General features: G+C 72.0%; 21 protein-coding genes. 19 read left to right on the top strand and 2 right to left on the bottom strand.

Features of this window, described 5'->3' with window-relative positions:
• Nucleotides 1–425: 425 nt before the first annotated feature.
• The 14 genes from IEY73_RS27665 (at nt 426) to IEY73_RS27600 (ending at nt 15,953) form a co-directional block, all read left to right on the top strand.
• On the top strand, nt 426–1,058 hold the full coding sequence (locus IEY73_RS27665; protein ID WP_189082262.1) for an ArsR/SmtB family transcription factor: 633 nt from the start codon (nt 426–428) through the stop codon (nt 1,056–1,058).
• Nucleotides 1,055–2,332, top strand: coding sequence for an MFS transporter (locus tag IEY73_RS27660; protein WP_189082261.1), 1,278 nt, complete (start codon nt 1,055–1,057; stop codon nt 2,330–2,332). The genes IEY73_RS27665 and IEY73_RS27660 overlap by 4 nt, the downstream gene beginning before the upstream one ends.
• 52 nt (nt 2,333–2,384) lie before the next feature.
• Nucleotides 2,385–2,594 carry a hypothetical protein gene (locus IEY73_RS27655; protein ID WP_189082260.1) on the top strand — a complete coding sequence of 70 codons (210 nt, stop codon included), beginning with the start codon at nt 2,385–2,387 and terminating at the stop codon, nt 2,592–2,594.
• Nucleotides 2,595–2,686: 92 nt separating this feature from the next.
• Entirely contained in the window at nt 2,687–4,144 is a 1,458-nt protein-coding gene (locus IEY73_RS27650; protein WP_189082259.1) for a replication-associated recombination protein A, read from the top strand.
• A complete protein-coding gene (locus IEY73_RS33815) occupies nt 4,141–6,747 on the top strand; it encodes a hypothetical protein (RefSeq protein ID WP_229716207.1) in 2,607 nt (868 codons plus the stop codon). Before IEY73_RS27650 ends, IEY73_RS33815 begins: the two co-directional genes overlap by 4 nt.
• 77 nt (nt 6,748–6,824) lie before the next feature.
• A complete protein-coding gene (locus tag IEY73_RS27640; RefSeq protein WP_189082258.1) occupies nt 6,825–7,283 on the top strand; it encodes a DUF948 domain-containing protein in 459 nt (152 codons plus the stop codon).
• A gap of 48 nt (nt 7,284–7,331) precedes the next feature.
• The gene (locus IEY73_RS27635) at nt 7,332–7,637 is read left to right on the top strand and encodes a hypothetical protein (RefSeq protein ID WP_189082257.1); all 306 of its coding nucleotides are present in this window, start codon (nt 7,332–7,334) and stop codon (nt 7,635–7,637) included.
• Complete coding sequence (alaS, locus tag IEY73_RS27630; protein ID WP_189082256.1) at nt 7,634–10,315, top strand: alanine--tRNA ligase; 2,682 nt, start codon at nt 7,634–7,636, stop codon at nt 10,313–10,315. Before IEY73_RS27635 ends, alaS begins: the two co-directional genes overlap by 4 nt.
• Nucleotides 10,316–10,329: 14 nt before the next feature.
• Nucleotides 10,330–10,791 carry a Holliday junction resolvase RuvX gene (gene ruvX, locus IEY73_RS27625; protein WP_189082255.1) on the top strand — a complete coding sequence of 154 codons (462 nt, stop codon included), beginning with the start codon at nt 10,330–10,332 and terminating at the stop codon, nt 10,789–10,791.
• The gene (mltG, locus tag IEY73_RS27620) at nt 10,788–11,978 is read left to right on the top strand and encodes an endolytic transglycosylase MltG (protein ID WP_189082254.1); all 1,191 of its coding nucleotides are present in this window, start codon (nt 10,788–10,790) and stop codon (nt 11,976–11,978) included. Before ruvX ends, mltG begins: the two co-directional genes overlap by 4 nt.
• Nucleotides 11,975–12,814, top strand: coding sequence for a shikimate dehydrogenase (locus IEY73_RS27615; protein ID WP_189082253.1), 840 nt, complete (start codon nt 11,975–11,977; stop codon nt 12,812–12,814). Before mltG ends, IEY73_RS27615 begins: the two co-directional genes overlap by 4 nt.
• A 395-nt stretch (nt 12,815–13,209) precedes the next feature.
• Nucleotides 13,210–14,388, top strand: coding sequence for a chorismate synthase (gene aroC / locus IEY73_RS27610; RefSeq protein ID WP_189082252.1), 1,179 nt, complete (start codon nt 13,210–13,212; stop codon nt 14,386–14,388).
• On the top strand, nt 14,388–14,909 hold the full coding sequence (locus IEY73_RS27605) for a shikimate kinase (protein ID WP_189082251.1): 522 nt from the start codon (nt 14,388–14,390) through the stop codon (nt 14,907–14,909). The genes aroC and IEY73_RS27605 overlap by 1 nt, the downstream gene beginning before the upstream one ends.
• 81 nt (nt 14,910–14,990) lie before the next feature.
• The gene (locus tag IEY73_RS27600; RefSeq protein WP_189082250.1) at nt 14,991–15,953 is read left to right on the top strand and encodes an NADP-dependent oxidoreductase; all 963 of its coding nucleotides are present in this window, start codon (nt 14,991–14,993) and stop codon (nt 15,951–15,953) included.
• Nucleotides 15,954–16,019: 66 nt separating this feature from the next.
• Here IEY73_RS27600 and IEY73_RS27595 read toward each other — a convergent pair whose 3' ends face one another.
• The gene (locus IEY73_RS27595) at nt 16,020–19,997 is read right to left on the bottom strand and encodes an SGNH/GDSL hydrolase family protein (protein ID WP_189082249.1); all 3,978 of its coding nucleotides are present in this window, start codon (nt 19,995–19,997) and stop codon (nt 16,020–16,022) included.
• 194 nt (nt 19,998–20,191) lie between these two features.
• Between IEY73_RS27595 and IEY73_RS27590 the strand changes: the two genes are divergently transcribed.
• Nucleotides 20,192–21,055 (top strand): AfsR/SARP family transcriptional regulator, encoded by an 864-nt coding sequence (locus IEY73_RS27590; RefSeq protein ID WP_189082248.1) that lies wholly within the window; start codon nt 20,192–20,194, stop codon nt 21,053–21,055.
• A 91-nt stretch (nt 21,056–21,146) separates the two neighbouring features.
• Here IEY73_RS27590 and IEY73_RS27585 read toward each other — a convergent pair whose 3' ends face one another.
• Complete coding sequence (locus tag IEY73_RS27585; protein ID WP_189082247.1) at nt 21,147–21,596, bottom strand: hypothetical protein; 450 nt, start codon at nt 21,594–21,596, stop codon at nt 21,147–21,149.
• Between the two features lie 147 nt (nt 21,597–21,743).
• Here IEY73_RS27585 and aroB point away from each other — a divergent pair, with 147 nt between their 5' ends.
• The 4 genes from aroB to nusB are packed head-to-tail and all read left to right on the top strand — an operon-like array spanning nt 21,744 to nt 24,309.
• Nucleotides 21,744–22,814: a 3-dehydroquinate synthase gene (gene aroB, locus IEY73_RS27580; RefSeq protein ID WP_373292887.1), complete on the top strand. Its 1,071-nt coding sequence runs from the start codon at nt 21,744–21,746 to the stop codon at nt 22,812–22,814.
• Nucleotides 22,811–23,260, top strand: coding sequence for a type II 3-dehydroquinate dehydratase (gene aroQ / locus IEY73_RS27575; RefSeq protein ID WP_189082245.1), 450 nt, complete (start codon nt 22,811–22,813; stop codon nt 23,258–23,260). The genes aroB and aroQ overlap by 4 nt, the downstream gene beginning before the upstream one ends.
• Nucleotides 23,261–23,311: 51 nt before the next feature.
• A complete protein-coding gene (gene efp, locus IEY73_RS27570; RefSeq protein WP_189082244.1) occupies nt 23,312–23,869 on the top strand; it encodes an elongation factor P in 558 nt (185 codons plus the stop codon).
• Nucleotides 23,870–23,892: 23 nt separating this feature from the next.
• On the top strand, nt 23,893–24,309 hold the full coding sequence (gene nusB / locus IEY73_RS27565) for a transcription antitermination factor NusB (protein ID WP_189082243.1): 417 nt from the start codon (nt 23,893–23,895) through the stop codon (nt 24,307–24,309).
• Nucleotides 24,310–24,578 lie beyond the last annotated feature (269 nt).

Here is a 24,578-nt window from a genome sequence, read left to right as displayed (position 1 = left end):
GCGAGTACGCGGACAGGCTTCTGATCAGGCCAGCACGGTGGGCCGGGCCGACGCCGGCAACCCACGAGGACAAGTCGGCTCCACGGCATACCCCAGGGCAGCCAGATCTTGAATGAGTCACTCGCAGATCACCGACGACGAACCTACCGATACCAATCCCTCCCGGAACCGGCCCACCTATAGAAGCGTCGGCGCGGGTGTGCGGGTGTGCGGGTGTGCGGGTGTGCGGGTGTGCGGGTGTGCGGGTGTGCGGGGCGTGCGGGGGGCGGGGCGACGGCGCGGGGTGCGGGGGCGTGTGGCGCGTGCCGCGGGCGGTGCGTGGGTGCGGGCGGGCGCGGGGTGGGGTGGGGGCAGTGAATGGCGCCTGGCGCTCGGATCGTGCATAGAAGTCTTGCAAAGAAAGTGTGCATAAGTATTGTGGAAGCATGACGGACGAACTTCGGCACGTGAACCTCGATGCGCGCCAGATCCGGGTGCTCGCCCATCCGCTGCGGTCACGCCTGGTCGGTCAGCTCCGTGTCGGCGGCCCGGCTACCGCGACGCAACTCGCCGCGGTGTTCCGGACCAACACCGGGGCCACCAGCTACCACCTGCGTCAGCTCGCCGAGGTGGGACTGGTGGTCGAGGAACCGTCCGGGCGTGGTCGGCAGCGCTGGTGGCGGGCCGCGCACGACGTCAGCAGTTGGGAACGTGACGGCTTCCCGGACGATCCCGACGCGCAGGCCGCGGCCGACTGGCTCACCAGCAACTTCGCCCGCAACCTGGCCGAGCGGGTGCAGGACTGGCTGATCGCCACCCCGACCGAGCCGGAGGCATGGCGTCTCGCCGCCCAGTTCTCCGATTACATCCTGCGGCTGAACGCCACCCAGTTGACCGCGATGACGGCGGAGCTGGACGAGGTGGTCGAGCGCTGGCGCCGGCAGACTACCGCGGCACCCGCCGAGGACGCGCGCACGGTGCTGCTCTATCTCTACCCGGTGCCGCTGCCGCAGCCGGACAACGGAGCGGGGTCGGACGGCGGCACGGATCCGGACGCCGGCTTGGGGACGGAGTCGTGAGCGTGCTCAACGCGATCCAGGTCCGGCGACGCTTCCTGGTGCTGTTGGGGCTGCGGTGGTTCCCGGTCGGCCTGCTCATCCCGATCACCGTGCTGCTCGCCCTGCAGCGTGGCCTGACCGTGGCCGAGGTCGGCGCGGCTGCCGCGGTGCAGGGCATCACCGTGATGCTGCTGGAACTGCCCACCGGCGGCCTGTCCGACGCGCTCGGCCGTCGGCCGGTGTTGGTGCTGGCGGGTGTGGTCAGCCTGGGCTCGCTGGGACTGCTGGCGGTGGCACACAGCGTGGTGGCGTACGTGGCCTACTACCTGCTGCGAGGGATCTTCCGGGCGCTGGACAGCGGTCCGCTGGAGGCGTGGTACGTGGATCACGCGCTGGCGGCCGATCCGGACGCGGACATCGAGGGCGGCCTCAGCCGCAGCGGCGTGGTGCTCGGCGTGGCCGTCGCCGCGGGCGCGCTGGCCTCCGGCGGCATCGTCGCGGTCAGCCCGCCGGGCGGCTGGGGGCCGGTCAGTGCGCTGACCATGCCGGTGCTGGTCGCCCTGCTGGTCGAGGTTGGCGCGCTCGTCGCGCTGCTGCTGTTGATGACCGAGGTGCGACCTGGCCGTGGCGTCGCTGCGCTCGTTGCCTCGGTGCGGCAGGTGCCGTCGGCCATCGGTGGTGCGCTGCGCCTGGTGCGGCAATCCCGGGTGATCGCCGCGCTGATCCTCGTCGAGCTGTTCTGGGGCTTCGGCATGGCGGCCTTCGAGACGTTGACGCCGGTGCGGCTGACCGATCTGATCGGTGACGCCGACCGGTCGGCGGCGTTGATGGGACCGGCCGGGTCGGCCGCATGGGCGGCCTCGGCCGGTGGCGCCGCGCTGGTGCCGTTGCTCTACCGGCGCATCGGCGCGCCGTGGGCCGGCTTCGCGCTGCGCATCGTGCAGGGCCTCACCGTCGCCGGCATGGGACTGGCCGGGGGAGCGGCGGGCCTGATCACCGCCTTCCTGCTGTGCTACGTCGTGCACGGCGCTGCCAACCCGGTGCATGTGGGTCTGCTGCACCGGCAGGTGGAGGGACCGTTCCGGGCCAGCCTGCTGTCGCTGAACTCGATGGTCAGCCAGCCGGGCAGCGCGCTCGGCCTGGTGGCGCTGACCGCGATCGCCGCCGCCACGGACACCGGTGTGGCGATGCTGGTCGGCGCGGTGGTGCTGGCCGTGGCGGCGCCGCTCTACCTCGTCGCGCTCACTCGGCGTGATCAAGAGGTCACGGCTGTCCACGGTGGAGTTTCGGCCTGACCGCTCTCGGGGTATTCGCAGGCCAACCAGCTCCCACCCCCGGAGGATATCGATGCTCGCCATCGCCGCTGCCGTCGTCTTCGGCATTTATCTGCTGCTCGATCTGCTCGACGTCGCGACCAGTGACCTGTTCAACTTCCCCACCTTCGCCGCGCTCGGTCTGCTGCTGCTGTCGCTGTACCTCGCCGGCATCGGCTCCGGCCCGCGTTCCGGCAGCGGCAGCGGACGCCGCTTCTACGGGCGCCGCCCCGGTCGCGGCTGACCCGGCGATTACCGGTCCGGTCCGGTCAGCCAGCCCGGCCCGCGTTCGGTGCATTTCGGGCACCTGGGCGCGGGCCGGTACGCTCTGTGCCGATGGATCTCGACGGGCTCTTCTCCCTGCCGCCGGGCGGTGTCGACACTGCCGCCCCGGGCCGGGGGCTCGACACGCCGACGGCCGAATCGCCGCTGCCGGTGCGGATGCGCCCGCGCACCATCGATGAGCTTGTCGGGCAGCGTCATCTGCTCGCGCCCGGCGCGCCGCTGCGGCAGTTGGTCACCGGCGCCACGCCGATGTCGGTGATCCTGTGGGGTCCGCCGGGCACCGGCAAGACAACCATCGCGCACCTGGTCGCCGGGGCCACCGACCGCACCTTCGTGGCGATGTCCGCGCTGTCCGCCGGCGTCAAGGACGTCCGTGCGGTCATCGAGACCGCGCGCCGGTCCCGGCGCTCCGGCGGGCCGCCCACGGTGCTGTTCATCGACGAGGTGCACCGGTTCAGTAAGACGCAACAGGATTCGCTGCTGGCGGCGGTCGAGGACCGTACCGTCACGCTGCTCGCGGCGACCACCGAGAACCCGTACTTCTCGGTCATCTCGCCGCTGCTGTCGCGATGCGTCCTGCTCACCCTGCAGGCACTCACCGAGGACGACGTCCGCGCCCTGCTCCGCAGGGCGCTGGCCGACGAGCGCGGCCTCGGCGGGGCGGTGACCCTGCACCCGGACGCCGAGGATCATCTGGTCCGGCTGGCCGGCGGGGACGTACGCAAGGCGCTGACCGCGCTGGAGGCCGCCGCGGCGTCGGCGGCTGCCCAGGGGGCGGCCGAGGTGGACGTGGCCACCGCCGAGCGCGCGGTCGACGTGGCGGCCGTGCGTTATGACCGGGACGGCGACGCGCACTACGACGTGACAAGCGCCTTCATCAAGAGCATGCGCGGATCGGACCCGGACGCGGCGCTGCACTGGCTGGCCCGGATGCTTGTCGCCGGGGAAGATCCGCGTTTCATCGCCCGGCGCATCGTCATCTTCGCCAGCGAGGACGTCGGCATGGCCGATCCGCAGGCGCTGCAGGTGGCCACCGCCGCGGCGTCCGCCGTGCAGCAGGTCGGGCTACCCGAGGCCGGTCTCAATCTGGCACAGGCCGTGGTCCACCTGGCCACCGCGCCGAAGTCGAACAGCGTCACCACGGCACTCGGCGCGGCGATGGCGGATGTGCGTGCCGGGCGCGGCGGCGCGGTGCCGGCGCATCTGCGCGACGCCCATTACGCCGGCTCGCGTGGCCTCGGCCACGGCCGGGGCTATCGCTACCCGCACGACGATCCGCACGGCGTCGTCCGGCAGCAGTATCTGCCGGACGATCTGGACGGTACGGACTACTACGCGCCCACCGAGCATGGTGCGGAGCGGGCGGTCAGTGAGCGATTGCCCCGATTGCGGCGGATAGTCCGGGGCGGGTCTGGCCAGGCAGAGGTTTCCCCGCCGGGCCCGACGGGGGAGACTGCCCCCGGCAAAGACGCGCCAGCACCCCAGCAGGAACGAAAGGAACAGCCGTGACACCGCGCGGTGCCGATCGGCCCGAGGACGAGCCCGAGCTGCGCAGCCCGCAGGGCGGCGCGCGGGGACGCCGCCTGTTCGGACGCAACCGTCCGGACGCCGCCGACCCGCCCCCGCCGGAGGAGGTGTCGAGCGAGGAGACGGGCTGGCTCGACGACCTGCGCACCGCCCAGCGGGAGCGCGGCGCGATCGGTCCCGGCGGCGCGGGGCCGGTCGGCAAGCCCGGCCGGGTCGCTCCCGGCCCGGACGACGAGCCCGACGACGCGCCGCCCGCAGCCCGGCGGCCACCCGCCCCGGGTCACGCTCAGGCGCCGGGTCGCGCTCAGGCGCCGGGTCACGCTCAGGCCTCGGGTCACGCTCAGGCCCCGGGTCACGCTCAGGCCCCGGGTCACGCTCAGGCCCCGGGTCACGGTCCGGCTCCGGGCAGGGGTCCGGCTCCGGGCGGTGGTTCGCCCGATGAGCCCGGACATGGCCGCCGGCAGATGGAGGTGCGGCAACAGTCCGCGTCGCCGGTGCGGCCGGGCAGTCCCGCTCCGGGCGGTCCCGAGCAGGCCGGTCCTGCGCCGAGAAGTCCCGCGCCGAGAAGTCCCGCGCCGAGAAGTCCCGCGCCGAGAAGTCCCGCGCCGGGCAGCTCCGCGCCGCAGAGCCCCGCCTCCGGCGGTCGCGTGCCGGGCGGGCGGCATGGTGCGCCGGACGCCGGACCGGGACACTCGCGGCCCATTCCGCGCCCCGCGCCCGGGTCCGCGTGGAATGCCGCCGGACCCCCGGACCAGGCGACCGGGCGACACGGCCAGATCGGTGGGCGGCACGGCCAGCCTGACGACGCCGGGCAGCAGCCGTCCGGTGCACGGACCGGTCGGCACGGGGCACCCAGCCGCCCGGTGTCCGCGGTCCCGGCGCCGGGGAGCTTCGGTTCCCGCAACACCGGCGCCCGCGCCCGTGTCGATGCGGAGGGGTACCCGGCCGGGCCCGGCCGCCCGCGTCACGATCAGCCGCCCGCCGATGAGCGGTCCGGCGAGATCCGGCCCGCGCACGGCGGTCCCGGACAGGGCGGTCCTGCGCACGGCGGTCCTGCGCACGGCGGCGGTCCTGCGCACGGCGGCGGCCCGGCGCAGGGAGATTTGCCGCACAGCGGCCGGCACGGTGCCCCGGAGGGCACGCAGCAGTCCGGACCGATCCCCGGCGCCCCGCCGCGTGCCGGGCAGGCGCGGCCCGGCGGGGCCGCCCGAGCCTCTGCCAGCGTGGTTCCGCCCGTCGTACCCGGACGCGAAGGCGTCCGCGCACCCGCCGTGCCGGGCCGCGCCGGCGCCATGGCCGACAGCCCGTCCGGTGTGGTGCAGCGTCCCGGTGGCGGCCCGCCGAGCCGGGGCACCGGACGCGTGCCACGCCCGGCCGAACCGGGTGCCGACCAGCCCGGCCCGGCCACCGGCTCGATGCCGGTCCGCGGGGGCCGGGCGCGGGTCACCGGCCCGGTCGACATGCCCGGGGACGGCGCACCGGTCAGCCCGGCTCAGGCCCGTGCCGGGGCACCCGCCCCGGCACGGCCGGACGGCGGACAGACCGGCGCCCGGCCGCCGCTTCGCGGCACCGGGCGAGTCGGCAGCGCCGCGGTGCCCGGCCCGGCCGGTGGACCCCCCGCGGGAGCGCCGGGACCGGTCGGTGGCGGCACCGGCGGCCGGGCGGCGGTGCAACCGGGCGCGGCACGCGCCTCCGCCCGGACCGCGGTTCCCGGCCAGTCCGGGGCGGCGTCGGCCGGGACGGCGCGGGTGCCCGGTGTGGCCGCCACGCCGACCGGGCCTCGTCCGGACGGCGCCCGGCCCGGCCTGGCGCCCGGCGGCGGCGCGCGCGACGGGGACAACGGCAGCGGGGAGATCCACAGCGGGGAGATCCGCGGCGGCGCGGCGGACTCCGCGTCCGGCGACGACGACCAGCAGGCCGGTGGCCTGCAGGCGGCACGATCCCAACTGCGCGCCCGGCGCGGGCTGCGGGTGCTGGTGGTGGCCGCGGTGTCGGTGCTGCTGCTCGGCGCGCTGCCGGTGCTGCTCGGCCTGCGCGCGTCGGGCAACGACCCGGTCTTCGCCTCGCTGAACACCTTGCAGGTGCCCGACTGGGCCGCCGGGAGCGTGCAGGACAACAGCAGCGGAAGCCGGTGGTGCTTGATCGAGTGCCGATTCCGGGAGCGTACGGCGCATTCGCAGCGCCCCTTCGAGGAAACGGCGCGGCTCTACACCTCCGCGCTCGCCCAGGCCGGCTGGCAGCCGTGGAAGGTGCACGAGTGCCCGGATCAGCCGATCACCGACGGCCGGTACACCTGCTGGCGGCGTGACGAGTACACCCTGGACCTGTGGGTGCACCTGCCGGAGTGCGCGGCCGACGCGGTGGCCGCGCAGGACCCGGCAGCGATCCCGTCGGTGGGTGCGGACGGCACCGTGCCCGACCCGGCCGCGTGCACCGGGTCCACGGTGAGCATCAAGGTGCAGAACGCCATCAGCGATCAACGCCGGCGGCCGGGCACCGGGGAGAGCCCGGGGCTGACCGGTGAGACGCCGGACCCCGTTTTGAGTGACGATCCGCTCCTGGACCCGACACCGTCACCGTCGTGACGCGCATGACCCTCACGGACGGTAGGGTCTGCACGCACGTGGTCATGGCCGTGGGGCCCGAGTAGAGGAGACGCTTGATGAACGCGGGAGAAATCGCCGGCCTGATCGCCGCGATCGCCTTTGCGGTGCTCGTACTCGTTCTGGCGGTGCCGATCCTGAAACTCGGCCGGACGGTGGATGCGGCCACCCGCGCGATCAACGAGCTGAACGAGCAGGCCGGTCCGCTGCTGAACAACGTGGGCGAGACGGTGCAGAACGTGAACACCGCCCTCGGGCAGGTGCAGGTGTCACTGGACGGGGTCAACGTGCAACTGGCCAAGGTCGACACCATGACCTCGCACGCTCAGAACGTGACCGCCAGCGTGGCCAACCTGGCCACGGTGATCTCGGCCGCGGCGGCCAACCCGCTGATCAAGGTCGCCTCCTTCGGGTACGGGCTGCGCAAGGCCGCCTCGGCGCGCCGGCACGCCGAGGACGAGCGTGAGGTCCGGACCACCCTGAAGCAGCGCCGCAAGGCGGCCCGCGCCGCCCGCTGACGCGCCATTCCCGCGCACCGTTGCGCGCGAACCGAAAGGAACACCGCCATGAAGCGCCTGCTCTGGCTGGGCGTCGGCGTGGCCGTCGGCGCCGTCGCCGTCCGCAAGCTCACCAAGAAGGCGAACCAGTTCACCCCGTCGGGCATCGCCACCTCGCTGTCGGAATCCGCTGGCGGCCTGGTGGAGTCGCTGCGAAGCTTCGTGGAGGACGTCCGCGAGGGGATGGCCGAGCGGCAGGACGAGATCCGCGAGGCGTTCGCCGCGGGCGAGTTGTATGAGGACGAGTTCGCCGACGTGCGCGACGACGCGCCGGGCGGCGCGCGTGGGCGGCACGCCCAGGAGGGGCAGTCATGAGGACGGCGGACATCAAGCAGCGGTACCTGGCGCACTTCGAGGCGAACGGCCACACGGTCGTGCCGAGCGCACCGCTGCCCGCCATCGAGGACCCCAACCTGCTGTTCATCAACGCCGGCATGGTGCAGTTCGTGCCGTATTTCCTGGGCCAGCGCACCCCGCCGTTCGCGCGGGCGGTGAGCGTGCAGAAATGCCTGCGCACGCCGGACATCGACGAGGTCGGCAAGACCAGCCGGCACGGCACGTTCTTCCAGATGAACGGCAACTTCTCGTTCGGCGACTACTTCAAGGCGGGCGCGATCCCGCTGGCCTGGGAACTGTCCACCACATCGCAGGCGGACGGTGGATTCGGCCTGGATCCGGAACGCATCTGGGCGACGGTCTATCTGGACGACGACGAGGCGATCGAGCTCTGGAAGCAGACCGGCGTGCCGGCCGAGCGGATCGTGCGCCGGGGCAAGAAGGACAACTTCTGGTCGATGGGCATCCCCGGCCCCGCGGGCCCGTGCTCGGAGCTCTACTACGACCGCGGTCCCGACTACGGCCCGGAGGGCGGCCCGGAAGTCGACGAGGACCGCTACCTGGAGTTCTGGAACCTCGTCTTCATGCAGTACGAGATCACCGACGTGAAGTCGAAGGAGGACTTCACCATCGTCGGTGACCTGCCGAAGAAGAACATCGACACCGGCATGGGCCTGGAGCGCATCGCGTCCATCCTGCAGGGCGTCGACAACCTGTACGAGATCGACGAGGTGCGTCCGATCCTCACCCGGGCCGCCGAGATGACCGGCAAGCGGTACGGCGCGCACTCCGGCCACGCGGCGCACCAGTCCCACCCGGACGACGTGCGGCTGCGGGTGATCGCCGACCATGTGCGTACGTCGCTGATGCTCATCGGCGACGGCGTGGTGCCGGCCAACGAGGGCCGCGGCTACGTGCTGCGCCGGATCATGCGCCGCGCGATCCGCGCGGTCCGCCTGCTCGGCTGGCAGGAGGCGGCGCTGCCGGAGCTGCTGCCGGTGGCGCGCGACTGCATGTCGCCCTCCTATCCGGAGCTGGCCGAGGACTTCGGCCGGATCTCCCAGTACGCGTACGCGGAAGAGGAAGCGTTCCTGTCCACGCTGCGCGCGGGCACCACGATCCTGGACACCGCGATCACCGACACCAAGAAGTCGGGTCGCGGGCAACTGTCCGGCGCGCAGGCGTTCCAGTTGCACGACACGTACGGCTTCCCGATCGACCTGACCCTGGAGATCGCCCAGGAGCAGGGCCTGCAGGTGGATCAGGACGGATTCCGCCGCCTGATGGCCGACCAGCGGGCGCGGGCCAAGGCGGACGCGGCGGCGCGCAAGACCGGGCACACCGACCTGTCCGCGTACCGCACGGTGCTGGACCAGGGCGGCCCGGTGGAGTTCACCGGCTACCAGGAGGTCTCCCGCGAATCGCGGGTGCGCGCCCTGCTCGGCGATGGTGGCGGCATCCCGGCGGCGAGCGAGGGTGACTTCGTGGAGCTGGTGCTGGACGCCACCCCGTTCTACGCCGAGGGCGGCGGCCAGCAGGCCGACACCGGCCTGATCAACGTCGGCGGCGGCCAGGTCGAGGTGGTCGACGTGCAGCAGCCGGTGCCGGGTCTCATCGTGCACCGGGCGCGGGTGATCCGCGGCGAGGTGCGCGCCGGCGAGACCGGCTTCGCGGAGATCGACATCACACGCCGCAAGGCGGTGTCCCGCTCGCACACCGCGACCCACCTGATCCACCAGACCATGCGGGCGTTCCTCGGCGAGTCGGCGACGCAGGCCGGTTCGCTGAACGCGCCCGGCCGGCTGCGGTTCGACTTCAACACTCCGGGCGCCGTGTCCCCGGCCGTGCTGCACGACGTCGAGCAGCAGGTCAACGAGGTGCTGCTGCGCGATCTCGAAGTGCACGCGTTCATCACCAGCCAGGAAGAGGCGCGCCGGCTCGGCGCGATGGCGCTGTTCGGAGAGAAGTACGGCGATGAGGTCCGCGTGGTTGAAGTCGGCGACTACGCGCGTGAACTCTGCGGCGGCACGCACGTGTCCCGGTCCGGTCAGCTCGGCCTGGTGAAGATCCTCAGCGAGTCGTCCATCGGCTCCGGTGTGCGGCGCGTCGAGGCGCTGGTGGGCATCGACGCGTTCGGCTTCCTGGCGCGCGAACACCTGCTGGTGGCCCGTCTGGCGGACCTGTTCCGGGTGCCCGGCGACCAGGTGGCCGACCGGGTCGAGCAGACCGTCGCGGCGCTGCGGGACGCGGAGAAGGAACTGGAGAAGATGCGCGCGCAGATGGTGCTCGGTGGTGCGGGTGCGCTGGCCGGGCAGGCGCGTGACGTGCGGGGCGTGGCGTTCGTCGGTGCCGAAGCACCCGAGGGTGCGGCGGGCAACGATGTGCGTACCCTGGCCCAGGAGATCCGCGGCAAGATCGATGCGGGGCGCCCGGCGGTGGTCGCGGTGGCGGCCCGCACGGGCGGCAAGGCGTCGCTGGTGGTCGCGGTCAACGCGGCCGGCAAGGCGCGTGGTTTGTCCGCTTCCGATCTGGTCAAGGGCGCGTTGTCCGGCCGGGGCGGGGGCAGCGCCGACGTGGCGCAGGGCGGCGGCGTGCCCGCTGAGCAGGCGCCCGGCCTGCTGGCGGCGGTGGAGAAGGCGGTCGGCGGGACCGCCTGAGAGGCGGTGGATCGTTGGGCGGGTTGCCGCGTGGCAGGCGTGTGGGCGTCGACGTCGGCAAGGTTCGCGTCGGGGTCGCGCTCAGCGACCCCGACGGCATCCTCGCCACCCCGCTGGAGACCGTGCCGCGGGACCTCGCCGCGAAGCCGGACGCCGTGCCCGCGGACATCGCCGCCATCGTTGCCCTGGTCGCCGAGCACGAGGCCGTACAGATCGTGGTGGGTCTGCCGGTACGCCTCAACGGACGCGAAGGGGATGCCGCAATCGACATTCGTGCGTACGCTGAGCGACTGGCACGTGCGTCCGGGCCGGTCCCGGTCGTCTTGGCGGACGAAAGGATGTCGACCGTGGTGGCAACCCGTAGGCTTGCCGAACGTGGCGTGCGAGGAAAGCGCCGCCGCGCGGTTGTGGATCAAGCGGCCGCGGTGGAGATCCTGCAGAGCTGGCTAGACGCGCAGCGGAGGCAGACCAGATGATCGACGAGCTTGATGTGGCGTTCGACGACCAGGCGGAACGCGGCAAGCCCAGGCACCGGCGCGGGTCTCGCGCCGGCAAGGGACGGGGAGGCAGATCCGCCGTCGCGTTCGTCATGGCCTTCGTGCTGCTCGGCCTGCTCGGCGGTGGCATGTACCTGGGCTACAGCAAGGTCCGCGACTTCTTCACCGCGGCGGACTACGACGGTCAGGGCTCCGGCACGGTGCGGGTGAAGATCGCCGATGGATCGACGATCACGGACATGGGCAACGCCCTGGTGGACAAGGACGTGGTGAAGAGCACCAAGGCGTTCGTCAACGCCGCGGAGGCCAACCCCAAGGGCGAGAACATTCAGGGCGGCACCTACGACCTGCGCAAGCAGATGTCCGGGGAGGCCGCCGTGACGCTGCTGCTCGACCCGAAGGCGCGGATCGTCAACGGGCTCACCATCACCGAGGGGCAGACCGCCAACCAGGCGTTCGCCGCCATCTCCAAGAAGACCGGCATTCCGGTCGAGGACTTCGAGAAGGCGGCCGAGGACCCGGTGAAGCTCGGCGTGCCCGACTGGTGGTTCAACCGCAAGGACGGTCAGAAGGTCGACAAGTCGATCGAGGGCTTCCTGTTCCCGGACACCTATGAGTTCCCGCCGGACGCCACCGCGTCGAGCATCCTCGAAACGATGGTCCAGCACTTCCTGGACGTCACCACGGAACTGAACTTCGTCGAAACGGTGGAGAACGATCGCAAGATCATCACGCCGTACGAGGCACTCATCACCGCCTCCCTGGCGCAGGCCGAGGCGGGCAACGACGAGGACCTCGGCAAGATCGTCCGAGTCGCGTACAACCGGCTCTACGGCGGCAAGTTCCCGTGCAACTGCCTGCAGTTCGACGTCGGGATCAACTACTACTACCAGCTCACCGGCAAGCCCACGAAGCCGTCGAAGGACATGACCACGGCCGAGCTGACCGACCCCGACAACCCGTACCGCACGCACGGCAAACCGGGCCTGACCCCGACGCCGATCAACAATCCCGGCAAGGAGGCCCTCAAGGCGGCCATGTCGCCGCCGGACGGGCCGTGGCTGTACTTCGTGGCGATCGACAAGGACGGCCACTCGGCCTTCGCGTCGACGCTGGCCGGCCACAACAAGAACATCCAGAAGGCCAAAGAGAACGGGGTGCTGTGAGCGGCAGCCGCCGCGCGGCGGTCTGCGGCATGCCGATCGCTCACTCTCTGTCGCCGGTCATCCACACCGCCGGGTACGCCGCGGCCGGGTTGCTGGACTGGACGTACGACGCGGTCGCCTGTGACGCGGCCGGGCTGCCCGGTCTCCTGGACGGTCTGGACGAGCAGTGGCGCGGGTTGTCGCTGACCATGCCGTTGAAGGAGGCCGCGCTCGGCGTGGCGGCCTCGGCGAGCCCGGTGGCGGTCGCGGTGGGGGCGGCGAACACGCTGGTGCGTGGCCCGGACGGGAGCTGGCACGCGGACAACACCGACGTGCCCGGCATGGTGCGCGTGCTGCAGGATGCGGGGCTCACCGGCGGGACGTCCCCACCACCGACGTTCACCGTGCTCGGCGGCGGCGGCACCGCCCGAGCGGCCCTGGCCGCGGCGGCGCGCTGCGGCGCCGTCGAGGTGACGGTGGTGACGCGCCGACCGGAGGCGGTGGCCGAGCTGACCCCGGCGGCGGACGCGGTGGGTGTGAAGCTCGCCGGCGTCACGTGGGCGGACGCCGCGGGGGCCTTCGCCGCGGATGCGGTGATCTCCACCGTGCCCAAGGGCGTCGCCGATCACCTTTCCGCCGCCGTCGACTGGCAACCCGGCACGGTGTTGTTCGACGTGCTCTACGACCCGTGGCCGACCCCGCTGGCGTCCGCGGCGGCGGCGCGCGGGGTGCGGATCGTGTCCGGTCTGGACCTGCTGTTGGCGCAGGCGATCGGTCAGTTCGAACAGTTCACCGGCGTCCCGGCGCCGGAAGCCGCAATGCGCGAGGCCCTGGTGGCGGCGGCCCAGGTGCGGTAGGGCACCTTCCCGCCTCCCGTCGCGCGCCCCCGCGCGTCCCCGCGCCGCGCGTGTCCCCGCGCGTCCCCGCGTCCCCGCGTCCCCGCGTCCCCGCGTCCCCGCGTCGCCGAGCGCGTCTCCCAGCGCGTCGATCTTGGACTTTGCGGGAGGCTTTTGTGTGTACATGTCGTACTTGCCGGACCCGAGAGTTCAAGATCGGCGCGCCGGGTGGGGGCGGGGGCGGGCGCGGCGGGCGCGGCGGGGCGGCGGGTGCCGACGCGGCGGCGCGGCGGGGGTGGCGCGGTGGGGGTGGCGCGGTGGGGGTGGGTGGCGTGGGGGGTGCGGTAGGGGTCCGCTGGGCGGGACACCTGCCGTCGGCCGCATCGGGGGAGCGGCGGCATGCCACACTGTGACCCGTGTTGCGCTGGCTGACCGCAGGGGAATCGCATGGTCCGGCGCTCGTCGCCCTGGTGGAGGGCGTGCCCGCCGGAGTGCGGGTGACGAGCGAGGATATCGGGCGGGATCTCGCCCGTCGTCGTCTCGGCTATGGCCGCGGCGCCCGGATGTCGTTCGAGCAGGATGAGATCGAGATCATCGGCGGCCTGCGGCATGGTGTCACGTTGGGCAGCCCGGTCGCCATCCGGGTGGGCAACTCGGAGTGGCCGAAGTGGCGCACCGTGATGGCCGCCGACCCGGTCGACCCGGCCGAGCTGGAGTCGCAGGCACGCAATGCCCCGCTCACCCGGCCCCGGCCCGGCCACGCCGATCTTGCCGGGATGCAGAAGTACGGGCATTCCGACGCCCGCCCGATCCTGGAACGCGCCTCCGCCCGGGAGACCGCGGCACGCGTCGCGGTCGGCGTGGTGGCCAAGGCCATGGTGCGGCAGGCGCTCGGCATCTCCGTGGTCTCGCACGTGGTCGAGCTGGGTTCGGTGGCCGTCAAGGCCGGGCTGGTTCCGACGCCCGACGATGCGGAGCGCATCGACGCCGACCCGCTGCGCTGCCTCGACCCGGAGGCCAGCGCGCGGATGGTGGCCGAGGTGGATGCCGCCAAGAAGGACGCGGACACCCTGGGCGGGATCGTGGAGGTGCTGGCGTACGGCGTACCTCCGGGTCTCGGCTCGCATGTGCAATGGGACCGCAAGCTGGACGGCCGGCTCGCCGCGGCGTTGATGTCGATCCAATCGGTGAAGGGCGTGGAGATCGGCGACGGTTTCACCCAGGCCCGGTCCCGCGGGTCGGTCGCGCACGACGAGATCGTCGCCACCCCGGAGGGCGTGCGCCGGGTGACCGACCGCGCCGGAGGGCTGGAGGGTGGCATCACCAACGGCGAGTCCCTGCGGGTCCGCGCGGCGCTGAAGCCGATCTCGTCGCTGAACCGGGCGTTGCAGACCATCGACGTGTCCACCGGCGAGCCGGCCACCGCGATCAACCAGCGCTCCGACGTGTGCGCGGTGCCCGCCGGGGCGGTGGTCGCCGAGGCGATGGTCGCCCTGGTGCTGGCCGAGGCGGCCACCGAGAAGTTCGGCGGCGATTCGGTGACCGAGATGCGCCGCAACCTGGAGGCGTACGTGCACGGGTTGCTGATCCGCTGATGGCGCCGGCGGCGGTGATCGTCGGCCCGCCCGGGGCCGGCAAGACGACGGTGGGTCAGACCCTGGCCGCGCTGCTGGACGTGCCGTTCCTGGACGCCGACGCGGTGATTGAGGCGAAGGCCGGCAAGCCGATCCCGGAGATCTTCATCGACGACGGTGAGCCGGCGTTCCGGGCCATGGAACGCGAGGCGGTGGCCGGCACGCTGGGCTCCTTCGAGGGGATCTTCGCGCTCGGCGGCGGCGCGATCATGGACCCGGGTACGCGGGCGGCGCTCGCCCCGCACACGGTGGTGTTCCTGTCCGTGGAGCTGCCGGACGCGGTCAAGCGCGTCGGCCTGGGCGCGGGCCGTCCGCTGCTGAGCGTGAACCCGCGGGCCACCCTGAAATATCTGATGGAGCAGCGCCGTCCGCTGTACGCCGAGGTGGCCACGCACACGATCGCCACCGACGGCCGGGAGCCGGAGGCGATCGCGGCGCAACTCGCGGCGCTGCTGGCCCCGGCCGGCGACGCGACGACGTGACGCATCAGACGATCGGCGCGGCGCTGGGCGGGTAAGCGGAGACTCAGAGAGTTTTCCGTACGCCTCGGGGAGGCGATGCACATGACCCGCGCGGTGCGCTTCGATCAGTACGGCGACGTCGACGTGCTCCACGTCGTCGACGTGCCCCGCCCGGACGACCCGTCGTCCGGGCAGGTTGTGGTGGAGGTCGTGGCGGCCGGGATCAACCCCGGCGAGATCGCGATCCGGTCCGGCGCCATGCATGAGCGGTTCCCGGCCACGTTCCCGTCCGGGCAGGGCAGCGACTTCGCCGGCCGGGTCGCTGCGGTGGGCGACGGCGTGACAGGTGTGCGGCCCGGCGATGAGGTGGTCGGCTGGTCCGACAAGCGGTCCGCCCAGGCCGAATTCGTGACCGCGGACGCCGGCCATGTCACGCCGAAGCCGTTGACGCTGGACTGGATCCGGGCCGGTGGCCTGTTCGTCGCCGGCGTCACCGCGTACGCCGCGGTGCGCGCGGTGGCCCTCAAACCGGGGGAGACGGTGGCGGTCAGCGGCGCCGCGGGCGGGGTCGGCTCGCTGGCGGTGCAACTGGCCCGGGAGACCGGCGCGGACGTCATCGGCATCGCGGGCGAGGCCAACGAGCGATGGCTGCGTGCGGTCGGGGTCACCCCGGTCAGCTACGGCGACGGCTTGGAGGACCGGCTTCGCGCCGCGGCGCCGGACGGGGTGAACGCCTTCATCGACACCTTCGGCGGCGGGTACGTGGAACGGGCCCTGAAGCTCGGTGTGGCCGCCGACCGCATCGACACCATCATCGACTTCGCGGCGGTGCAGAAGTTCGGCGTGAAGGGTGAGGGCAGCGCCGCCGCCAGTTCGGCCGAGGTGCTTGCGCACATGGCGGACCTGGTGGCCTGGGGACGTGTCGTGATGCCGGTCAGCGCGGTGTACCCGCTGGGGCGGGTGCGCGAGGCGTACACGGAACTGGCGCTCCGGCACACCCACGGAAAGATCGTGCTGGCCACTGGGCTGCCCGACGCCGCCGGGCGCCAGGCGGCACACGGCTGAGACGGGATGCGGCGGCGAGGGCCGGCGGCGGCGCGGGCGCAGGATGCGCCGCGCCGCCGCCGGGCGTCACAGGCCCATCTGCCCCTGGGCCACCGAGTTCATCACGTCAGCGTAGATCCCCGCCCCGTCGATCTTGGGGTGGAAGGACTGGTGTGATGCGCCGTACTTGTTCCAGCTCTCCGGCAGGAATCCCGGCAGCGGTCCCTGTTCCCCGCTGGTCAGGTCCTTGATGACGCCGTTGACGGTCTCCGGGTCACCGCACACCGCCTTGCCGGCGAACGCGCTGATCGGGTTGGCGAACCACACCTGGACGCCCTCCGCGCGAACGTCGGCCACCGCCTGGTTCATCGAGGCGGCCAGTTCGTCGGCCGTGTCGTTGAGCCATGGCGTCTCGGCGGCGCCGATCCCGCCGATGCAGTTGCCGAGTCCTTCCAGCAGCTTCGGATAGCCCATCAGCATGATCTTCGCGTGCGGTGCCTGGCCGTGGATCTGGCGTAGGACCGTCTCGATGGACTGCCGCACCGGCCCGTTGATGCGTTCCGGCTCGGCCTCGGTGAGTGGCTTGCTGTCGCCGTCCAGGGTGGTGTCCTGACAGACCTTCAGGCCGGCCCCGAAGATGCACTGCTGGATGACGTCGGCGAAGCGCGCGTCGTTGCCGCCGATGGACATCGTCACCAGCGTGGTGTTCTCGTCGAGGAAGCCGCGGTCCAACTGGGACAGTTCGCCGTACTGGCCCTGGCCCGGCTCATTCCAGGCGTTGACCGGGGCGGACGTGCCGGCCGGACGGGTCAGATTCGGCAGGATGTTCTCCGTTTCGGCGCCGGAACAGGCCAGCATCGAGTAGTCCATTGTCGGGTCCCAGCCATCGGCGCGAGCGCCGATGGAGGTGCTGTTGTCGGACAGCTTCGCCTGACGGGACCAGGCGTACTTGGACCGGTGGCAGATGTTCTGGAAGCGCACCTCATTGTTGATCAACTGCTTGTAGTCGGTCTCCTTGTAGTAGTCCGCGCCCCGGTTGGTCGAGGCGCCCTCGCCGGAGCTGTACGAGTCACCCAGCGCCACCACCTGGTTGCGGGGCTTGCCGGGCAGCTTCTGGAACGCGACGGCGTCCCAGGCGATGTCCTCGTCACCGGTTCCGTCGTACGTCTGGGTGGACAGCCGCACCTTCGGCGTACCGGAGAAGGGGAACGCGCCGAGCGAGACCCACCGGTGCTCCCGGGTGCGCTGCAGGACCACGCGTTTCTTGCCGTTGCCGAAACCGTCGCCCAGATCGATCTCGTACGCCGCCTGCTGAGTTTGCGCCCCGACATCGGGCATGTGCACCATGACCCGCGCCCAGCCGTTGATCTGCTGGTTCAGCGTCCAGGTGCCGGTCACCTTCAGGAAGTCCCGGTCGTTGCGGGTGTGCGCGAACCAGAAGTGGCCGCCGAATCCGCCGCCGAGCTGGTGGAAGTCCACCTTGGACGGGAAACGCCCGTCGTCGCCGGTGCCGGCGAACTGCAGGCCGAACGTGCCGGCGTTGTTCGACAACTGGGGACAGTTCGGCCGGATCGACGGCACATCCTTCACGTCGTCGATCACCAAGGCGCCGCTGGGCAGCCCGCTGAGGGTGCAGTTCGGCGGGTACGAGGTGGCGTCGTCCTGATAGGCGTAGCCCGGGTCGAACCGCAGGATCTCATGACCGGTCTGGCTCGGCCCCTTCCACGTGACCGGCTGATTCCACCAGCACTGCAGGTCGTACTGTCCGAATTCGTTCTGGTGAGCGCACGGGCCCGCCGGCTCCGTCTCCAGGTCGGGCGCGTCCGGTTGGTGCTTCTCACCCGGGTAGCAATCGTTCGCGGCGGTGCAGAAGGTCTGCAGCGGCGGTTTGACGCTCAGCCGGTCGTCGACGCTGACCCACCACGCCGGCCGGTAGGCCGCGACCGGGCTGTCCACCCCTTCCAGTAGCTCCGGCGGGTGTCCGGCGAAGCCGAGCACCTTCTCCTCGTAGGGCCACCGCTGCGGGTTGCGGGCGTCCTCGTAGTCCTCCATGAACGGTTCGCGGCTCTGGTCGAAGCGCGGGTTGATCGGGTTGTTCACCCAGCCCACACCCCACGGCGACCCGTCGTGCTGGTCGGGGTGGAAGCCGGTGTTGTAGGCCCACAGCGCGTAGAACCAGTTCTCCAGTTCCATCGGGTTGCCGTCGCCGATGATCAGGCCGGCGCGCCGCGTCTGGTTCCACTTGTCCTGCAGGATCCGGGCCCCGGCCGCGACGTTGGCGGCGAAGTCCAGCGCCACCGCCCGCTGCGAGTCGTACGGCAGCAGCCTCTCGCCCGGCTTGGCGAAGCCCTGCCGCCGCATGCCGTCGGTGACCTGCGCGACGCCGTAACCGCAGTCGGAGTCCTCCCAGAACACGTCCCAGTCGTCGCTGGAATCGTTGTTGTAGATGTCGCGACCGTAGAAGTTGCCGATCAGTGGATTGGCCGTGACGCCCGGAACCGCGACGCGGCTGGCCTCCCACAGGTTCGATTCCTGGGCCACCACGCCGAGCATGACCTGTGCCGGAATGCGGCCCCCGCCGTCCAGCTCGATGCGCGGGAACAGGCCCAGCGGCGAGTACGCCGGCATGCCGAGGTTCTTCCAGTTGGCCGGGCGCGCGGCGTACGGCGTGTTGGTGATCGCCTGGTCGATGGCCCATTCGACCTGCCGTGGCTTGGGCTGCATGGCCTGGTTTCGCGGGTCGTTGCGGGGCACCGAGCACCACCGCTCGGTGTCCACCGGATTGGTCGGCGAGCCCTCGTGCCAGGGCTCGTCGCCGGGCGCAGAGGCCAGCGAGGGGTGCGGCGCGAGACCGTCGGATGCCGCCTTCGGGGTGGCCACGGCCGGTGCGGCAGTGAAGCTCAGGGTCTTGCCGGTCGCCGTCGACTTGCCGTCGATGTGGACGGCCTCGGTGCCGTCGTCGGCCGGCGGGATCACCGTGCCCTGCGCGTCGCGGGCGGTGCGCACGTCGGTGACCGCGAGCTCGCCGCGCGAGGACACCCGCGCGTCGGCGTCCGCGTTGACGCGCCGCACGCTGCCGGGCAGTTTGGCGACGCGGTCCGGGGCGCCGGTCAGGAAGACCCGCCCGCCGGCGCCCGCGCTGAGGCCCATCTTCTCCAGCGGGCCTTCGGCCAGTGTGGCCGGGGCGTCGTCACCCGGGTGGAACCGGTGTGCGGTGCCGCGTTGGCCGGAGCGGTCCAGATAGACCACCGCGCCGTCGGCGTCGGGATGCAGGTCGTACGCGGTGCCGGTGGTCTTCGCGGTGCGGGTCATCGTGCCGTGCGCGTCGACCGACACCAGCCGGCCGGCGCCGGCGGCGACGATGTTCTTGCCGACCGGCACGGCCGAGGTGAGCTCGGCGGCGACCTCGGTCGGCGCGGACAGCTTCGCCGCCGCGGCGTCCAGCCGGAACAGCCGGGACCGGCCGGACAGTTTGGTCTGCTCGTCGCCGTTGCTGGCGCCTAGCTGCGTCACGACGGCGGTCTCTCCGGTGCCGCACCCCGGGTTGAAATAGGCCAGACTGGCGCGCAGCGCGACCTTGGTGACGCGCGCGGACACCAGGTCGACGACGGCGGTGAAACCACCGCGATCGAACAGCGCCGGGCGGTTGGTGAACGTGCGCGGGCCGTACACCACCACCAGCCGGCGGCCCGACCCGGTGAGACAGGCGTTGCCGATCCACCGGTCGGTGTCGAAGCCCGGCTCGGCCAGGGTGGTGACGGTGTGCCAGGCGTACCCGGTGCGCGCCGACGCGGTCATGATGTGGAATCCGCCGGCGTCGCCGGTGGCGGTCCACGCCATGTCGGACGAGCGGCGCCAGGAGGGCGACAACAGGCGGTCGCGGTCGGACGGGGCGATCGACGGACCGGACGGCGAGTCCGGCGTCGCGGTGGGGGCGGGATCGGCCGGGGCCGGCGGTGCGGCGGGTGCCGGTGACGCGGCGACCAGGCTGACCGCCGCCAGCGCCGCGGTCAGCACGAATCCGAACGACCAGGATCGTGACGGCGGTCTGGATGACAGAGGCATCGGCTTCCTTCGGACGTGGGACTGTCCGGCGAAGCTAAGGCGATCGCCTACTCGTTCCCTATCAACGCCGTCGGAGATCGTTTCGGGGCATCGACGACGGTTAACGGTTCGCCAAACTTTTGCTAGCGTCGCGGCTGGACGATGTTGCATGACGCGATACGGGGGCTTGCATGCGGATCATCCTCTTGGGACCAGTGTCTGTGCAGCACGGCGGCACGCTCCGTCCGGTGGGCGGCAACCGCGCCCGGCGGGCGCTGGCGATGCTCGCGCTGGCCGCCGACCGCCCGGTCGGCACCGCGCAGTTGATCGACGGCCTGTGGCCCGACGATCCGCCGGCCACGTGCCGGGACCAGATCTACAACTGCATGACCGGTCTGCGGCGGGTGCTGCGACCGGTGCGCAACGAGGCGGTGATCGAACCGGTCGGCGGCGGATACCGGCTGCGGCTGGATCCGAACCGGGTCGACGCGATCGCGTTCGAGACGTCGCTGCGCCGGGCGGCCGACCTCACCCGCGCGGGGCACGCCGCCCAGGCAGCACGCGAGCTGGCCGCGGCGCTGAAGCTGTGGCGTGGCGAGCCGCTTCAGGGCATCACCGACGGCGTGCTGGGCGCGGCGGCGGTCCGGCTGGAGCGCCTGCACGGCGAGGCGTGGCACCAGCGCATCGCCACTCAGCGCGCCGCGTCTCGCGACAGTGATCTCGACCCCGGCCTGATCGGGGAGATGTACGCGGCGGTCGAGCGCCTGCCGCTGCACGAGGGTCTGGTCCGGGAGTTGGCCACGGTGCTGTGGGAGAGCGGACGCCCGGCCGAGGCGTTGACGGCGTGCCAGGAGCACCGGCGGCGGCTCGCCGCAGAGGTGGGGGTGGACGTCGGCCCGGCGGTGCGCGATCTGGAGTCGCGGATCCGTCAGGCCCGCCCGGTGCGGGCCACCGAACCGCCGTCGACGAACGACCCGGCGCCGTGCCAGGAGGCGTCTCGGCTGCTGGCGCATGCCGACCTGCTGATCAACCAGATCCGTGCCCATCTGGGCGACCACCACTGCGCGTCGCAGCGCTGAGCAGCCCTGCGCCGCGGCTCCGGCACTGCGCCGTCGTTCCGGCACTGCGCCGCGGCTCCGGCCTGCGGAGCCGCGGCGCGTCACGCCGGGATCAGATGTTCATCCATGCGGTGCACGACCAGGATCCGCTGTTGAAGCGGTAGCAGGCGCGGTGCTTGTCGTCACCCTCCCAGGCCGTCGGGTACCACCCCTCCACCGTGCCGGTGTTCCACGAGCCGGCGGCCCAGTACGTGCTCCGGCTCTTGGTCTCGGTCACGTACCAGCCGTACGGCGTCTTCTCCTCGCGCTCCACCTTCCAGGTGATGGACGAGCCGATGCCCCAGTTCGGGTCGTCGATGGTGAGCTTGGAGTAGTAGGTGCAGCTCGAGGTCCGCATCAGTTGCACGCTGAAGACGTTCTCCCACAGCGCGGCCCGCGACCCTGCCACACAGTTGCCCTGGGCCTGGGCGGGGGTGGCCAGAGGAACCGAGATCATCGCCGCTGCGACGGACATCACCATGGCGAGCCGGGCGGCAAGGCCGGTGCGACGCGGTGTGCGCATGTTTCAACCCTTCGTCTCGCCGGTTCCGGGTGAACCGGCCAGACGACTGTCGACGGCCGGCATATCGAGGGCCTATCCGTTCCCGCGCCGGTGACGGCGGCCGGTGCGGGGTGCCCGGCCCGGCGCGCACCCGCGGTACTACGCTCGGTGGTCGTGACCACGATCCACGTCTCCGGCGATTCGCCCTATGACGTCCAGGTGGGGCGTGCCCTGGACCTCCCCGCGTCCTGGACCGAAGGCGCCGCGCGGGCCGCGGTGCTGTTCGCCGCGCCGCTGGCCGGGCACGCCCGGCGGCTCGCCGCGGCCACCGGACTGGACACGCTGCTGATCGAGGTGCCGGACGCCGAGGCGGGCAAGTCCGTCGAGGTCGCCGCACGCTGCTGGGACCGCCTCGGCGAGGCCGGCTTCACGCGTACGGACATGGTGCTCGGGGTCGGCGGGGGAGCGGTGACCGACCTCGCCGGTTTCGTCGCCGCGAGCTGGCTGCGCGGGGTGCGCTGGGTGCCGGTGGCCACCTCACTGCTGGGCATGGTGGACGCCGCGGTCGGCGGCAAGACCGGCGTCAACATCGGAGCCGGCAAGAACCTGGTGGGCGCGTTCCACCCGCCCGCCGGAGTGCTCTGCGACCTCGACGCGCTGGACACGCTGCCCGAGCCGGATCTGGTGGCCGGCCTGGCCGAGGTGGTCAAGTGCGGCTTCATCGCCGACCCGGCGATCCTGGACCTGATCGAGGCGGACCCGGCCGCCGCGGCGGACCCGCGCGGTGCGGTGCTGCCCGAACTGGTCGAGCGCGCGGTGCGGGTCAAGGCCGAGGTGGTCGGCGCGGACCTGCGCGAGTCCGGGCTGCGCGAGATCCTCAACTACGGGCACACCCTCGGGCACGCCATCGAGAAGCGGGAACGCTACCGATGGAGGCACGGCCATGCGGTCGCGGTCGGCCTGGTCTACGCCGCGGAGCTGGCCCGCGTCGCCGGACGGCTGGACGACGCCACCGCGGCCCGGCACCGCGCGGTGCTGGCCGCGCTGGGCCTGCCGGTACGTTACGAGGCCGCCGCCTGGCCGGACCTGCTCGCCGCGATGCGCATCGACAAGAAGACCCGGGCGACCACGCTGCGCTTCGTGGTGCTGGACGCGGTGGGCAAGCCGGGCATCCTCAGCGGCCCCGCCGAGACGATGCTGGCACAGGCGTACGCGACGGTGGCGGGAGACGCGCGATGACGCGGGTGTACGTGCTCAACGGGCCGAATCTCGGCCGTCTCGGTTCCCGGCAGGTCGACGTGTACGGCCTGACCACGTACCGGGACCTGGTCCGGCTGTGCCAGGACACGGGTGCCGGGCTGGGCCTGGACGTGGAGGTCCGGCAGACCGACGCCGAGCACGAGATGCTCGCCTGGCTGCACGCCGCGGCCGACGAGGCGGCGCCGGTGGTGCTGAACCCGGGGGCCTGGTCGCACTACAACTACGCGGTGCGGGACGCCTGCGCGATGCTGCGCGCCGCGCTTGTCGAGGTGCACATCAGCAACATCCACGCGCGGGAGGAGTTCCGCCACCACTCGGTGGTCTCCGCGGTGGCCACCGGGGTGATCGCCGGGCTCGGCGTGGACGGATATGTGCTGGCACTGCGACACGTCGCCGCCCGCCCCGATTCGCCGTCGCAGGCGTGACGCCGGTAGACTCACTCGGTCACCGCGAGCGCGATTTCCCAAAGGCAGGACATGGCTTCCACCAACGACCTGAAGAACGGCCTGGTGCTCAACCTCGACGGCGAGCTGTGGGCCGTCGTGGAGTTCCAGCACGTCAAGCCGGGCAAGGGCGGCGCGTTCGTGCGCACCACGCTGAAGAACGTCCTGTCCGGCAAGGTCGTGGACAAGACGTTCAACGCCGGCACCAAGGTCGACACCGCGACGGTGGACAAGCGCACCATGCAGTACCTCTACCAGGACGGCGAGGACTACGTCTTCATGGACCTGGAGACGTTCGACCAGATCAACGTGCTGGGCGGGACCGTCGGCGAGGCGTCCAACTACCTGCTGCCCGAGGCCGAGGCGACGGTGGCGATGCACGAGGGCGTGCCGCTGTACATCGAGTTGCCGACCAGCGTCTTCCTTGAGGTCACCTACACCGAGCCCGGCCTGCAGGGCGACCGGTCGACCGGCGGCACGAAGCCGGCCACGGTGGAGACGGGCGCCACGGTCAACGTGCCGCTGTTCATCTCCACCGGGGAGAAGATCAAGGTCGACACCCGGGACGGCCGTTACCTCGGCCGCTCGTAATGGCCGAGGGCGCGAAGACGCAGATGCCCGCACGCCGCAAGGCGCGTAAGCGGGCACTCGACGTGCTCTACGAGGCGGACCTGCGCGGCATGCCTCCGGCACAGGTGCTGACCACCTATCTGGACCGGATCGCCCGGCCGCGCCCGGACCACCTGGACTACACGGTCCGGCTGGTGGAAGGCATCGGCACGCACCAGGACCGGATCGACGAGTTGCTGGCAAGCTACGCCGAGGGCTGGACGATCGAGCGGATGCCGGTGGTCGACCGCAACCTGGCCCGGATCGCGGCATACGAGCTTCTGTACGTGGACGAGATCGACGATCCGGTGGCGATCAGCGAAGCGGTGGAGCTGGCGAAGCAGATGTCCACCGATGACAGCCCGCGCTTCCTCAACGGCATTCTCGGCCGGATCGCCGAGTTCGCCACGCGCCACGCGTAACCCACCCCGGCGCCGTGCCGGCCCGCCCGCCGTGCCGGCCGGAGCTCCCGCGGCCCGTGGCTCCCCATCGATCGGCCCGTGGCTCTCGGTCGGGGTGCCCGTGGCTCTCGGTCGGGTGCCCGTGGCTCTCGGTCGGGGTGCCCGTGGCTCTCGGTCGGGGTGCCCGTGGCTCCCGGTCGGGCACCCGTGGCTCCCCGTCGATCTTGGACTTTGCGTGTCCGATCAGGGGTGATTTGCCCGACACGTCGTCCCACAAAGCTCAAGATCGG

It is taken from the genome of Mangrovihabitans endophyticus (genome assembly GCF_014646155.1).
GTDB lineage: Bacteria > Actinomycetota > Actinomycetes > Mycobacteriales > Micromonosporaceae > Actinoplanes > Actinoplanes endophyticus.
The sequence above is the reverse complement of the archived record's forward strand: the minus strand, read 5'-3'. Positions and strand labels throughout refer to the sequence as shown.

Excerpts from the sequence above, each read along its gene's own strand:
- IEY73_RS27600 (WP_189082250.1), top strand. The coding sequence starts at position 14,991 with ATGACCCGCGCGGTGCGCTTCGATCAGTACGGCGACGTCGACGTGCTC.
- IEY73_RS27635 (WP_189082257.1), top strand. The coding sequence starts at position 7,332 with ATGAAGCGCCTGCTCTGGCTGGGCGTCGGCGTGGCCGTCGGCGCCGTC.
- aroQ (WP_189082245.1), top strand. The coding sequence starts at position 22,811 with ATGACGCGGGTGTACGTGCTCAACGGGCCGAATCTCGGCCGTCTCGGT.
- efp (WP_189082244.1), top strand. The coding sequence starts at position 23,312 with ATGGCTTCCACCAACGACCTGAAGAACGGCCTGGTGCTCAACCTCGAC.
- alaS (WP_189082256.1), top strand. The coding sequence starts at position 7,634 with ATGAGGACGGCGGACATCAAGCAGCGGTACCTGGCGCACTTCGAGGCG.
- IEY73_RS27655 (WP_189082260.1), top strand. The coding sequence starts at position 2,385 with ATGCTCGCCATCGCCGCTGCCGTCGTCTTCGGCATTTATCTGCTGCTC.
- mltG (WP_189082254.1), top strand. The coding sequence starts at position 10,788 with ATGATCGACGAGCTTGATGTGGCGTTCGACGACCAGGCGGAACGCGGC.
- IEY73_RS27605 (WP_189082251.1), top strand. The coding sequence starts at position 14,388 with ATGGCGCCGGCGGCGGTGATCGTCGGCCCGCCCGGGGCCGGCAAGACG.
- IEY73_RS27640 (WP_189082258.1), top strand. The coding sequence starts at position 6,825 with ATGAACGCGGGAGAAATCGCCGGCCTGATCGCCGCGATCGCCTTTGCG.
- nusB (WP_189082243.1), top strand. The coding sequence starts at position 23,893 with ATGCCCGCACGCCGCAAGGCGCGTAAGCGGGCACTCGACGTGCTCTAC.
- IEY73_RS27595 (WP_189082249.1), bottom strand. The coding sequence starts at position 19,997 with ATGCCTCTGTCATCCAGACCGCCGTCACGATCCTGGTCGTTCGGATTC.
- IEY73_RS27650 (WP_189082259.1), top strand. The coding sequence starts at position 2,687 with ATGGATCTCGACGGGCTCTTCTCCCTGCCGCCGGGCGGTGTCGACACT.
- IEY73_RS27585 (WP_189082247.1), bottom strand. The coding sequence starts at position 21,596 with ATGCGCACACCGCGTCGCACCGGCCTTGCCGCCCGGCTCGCCATGGTG.
- IEY73_RS27665 (WP_189082262.1), top strand. The coding sequence starts at position 426 with ATGACGGACGAACTTCGGCACGTGAACCTCGATGCGCGCCAGATCCGG.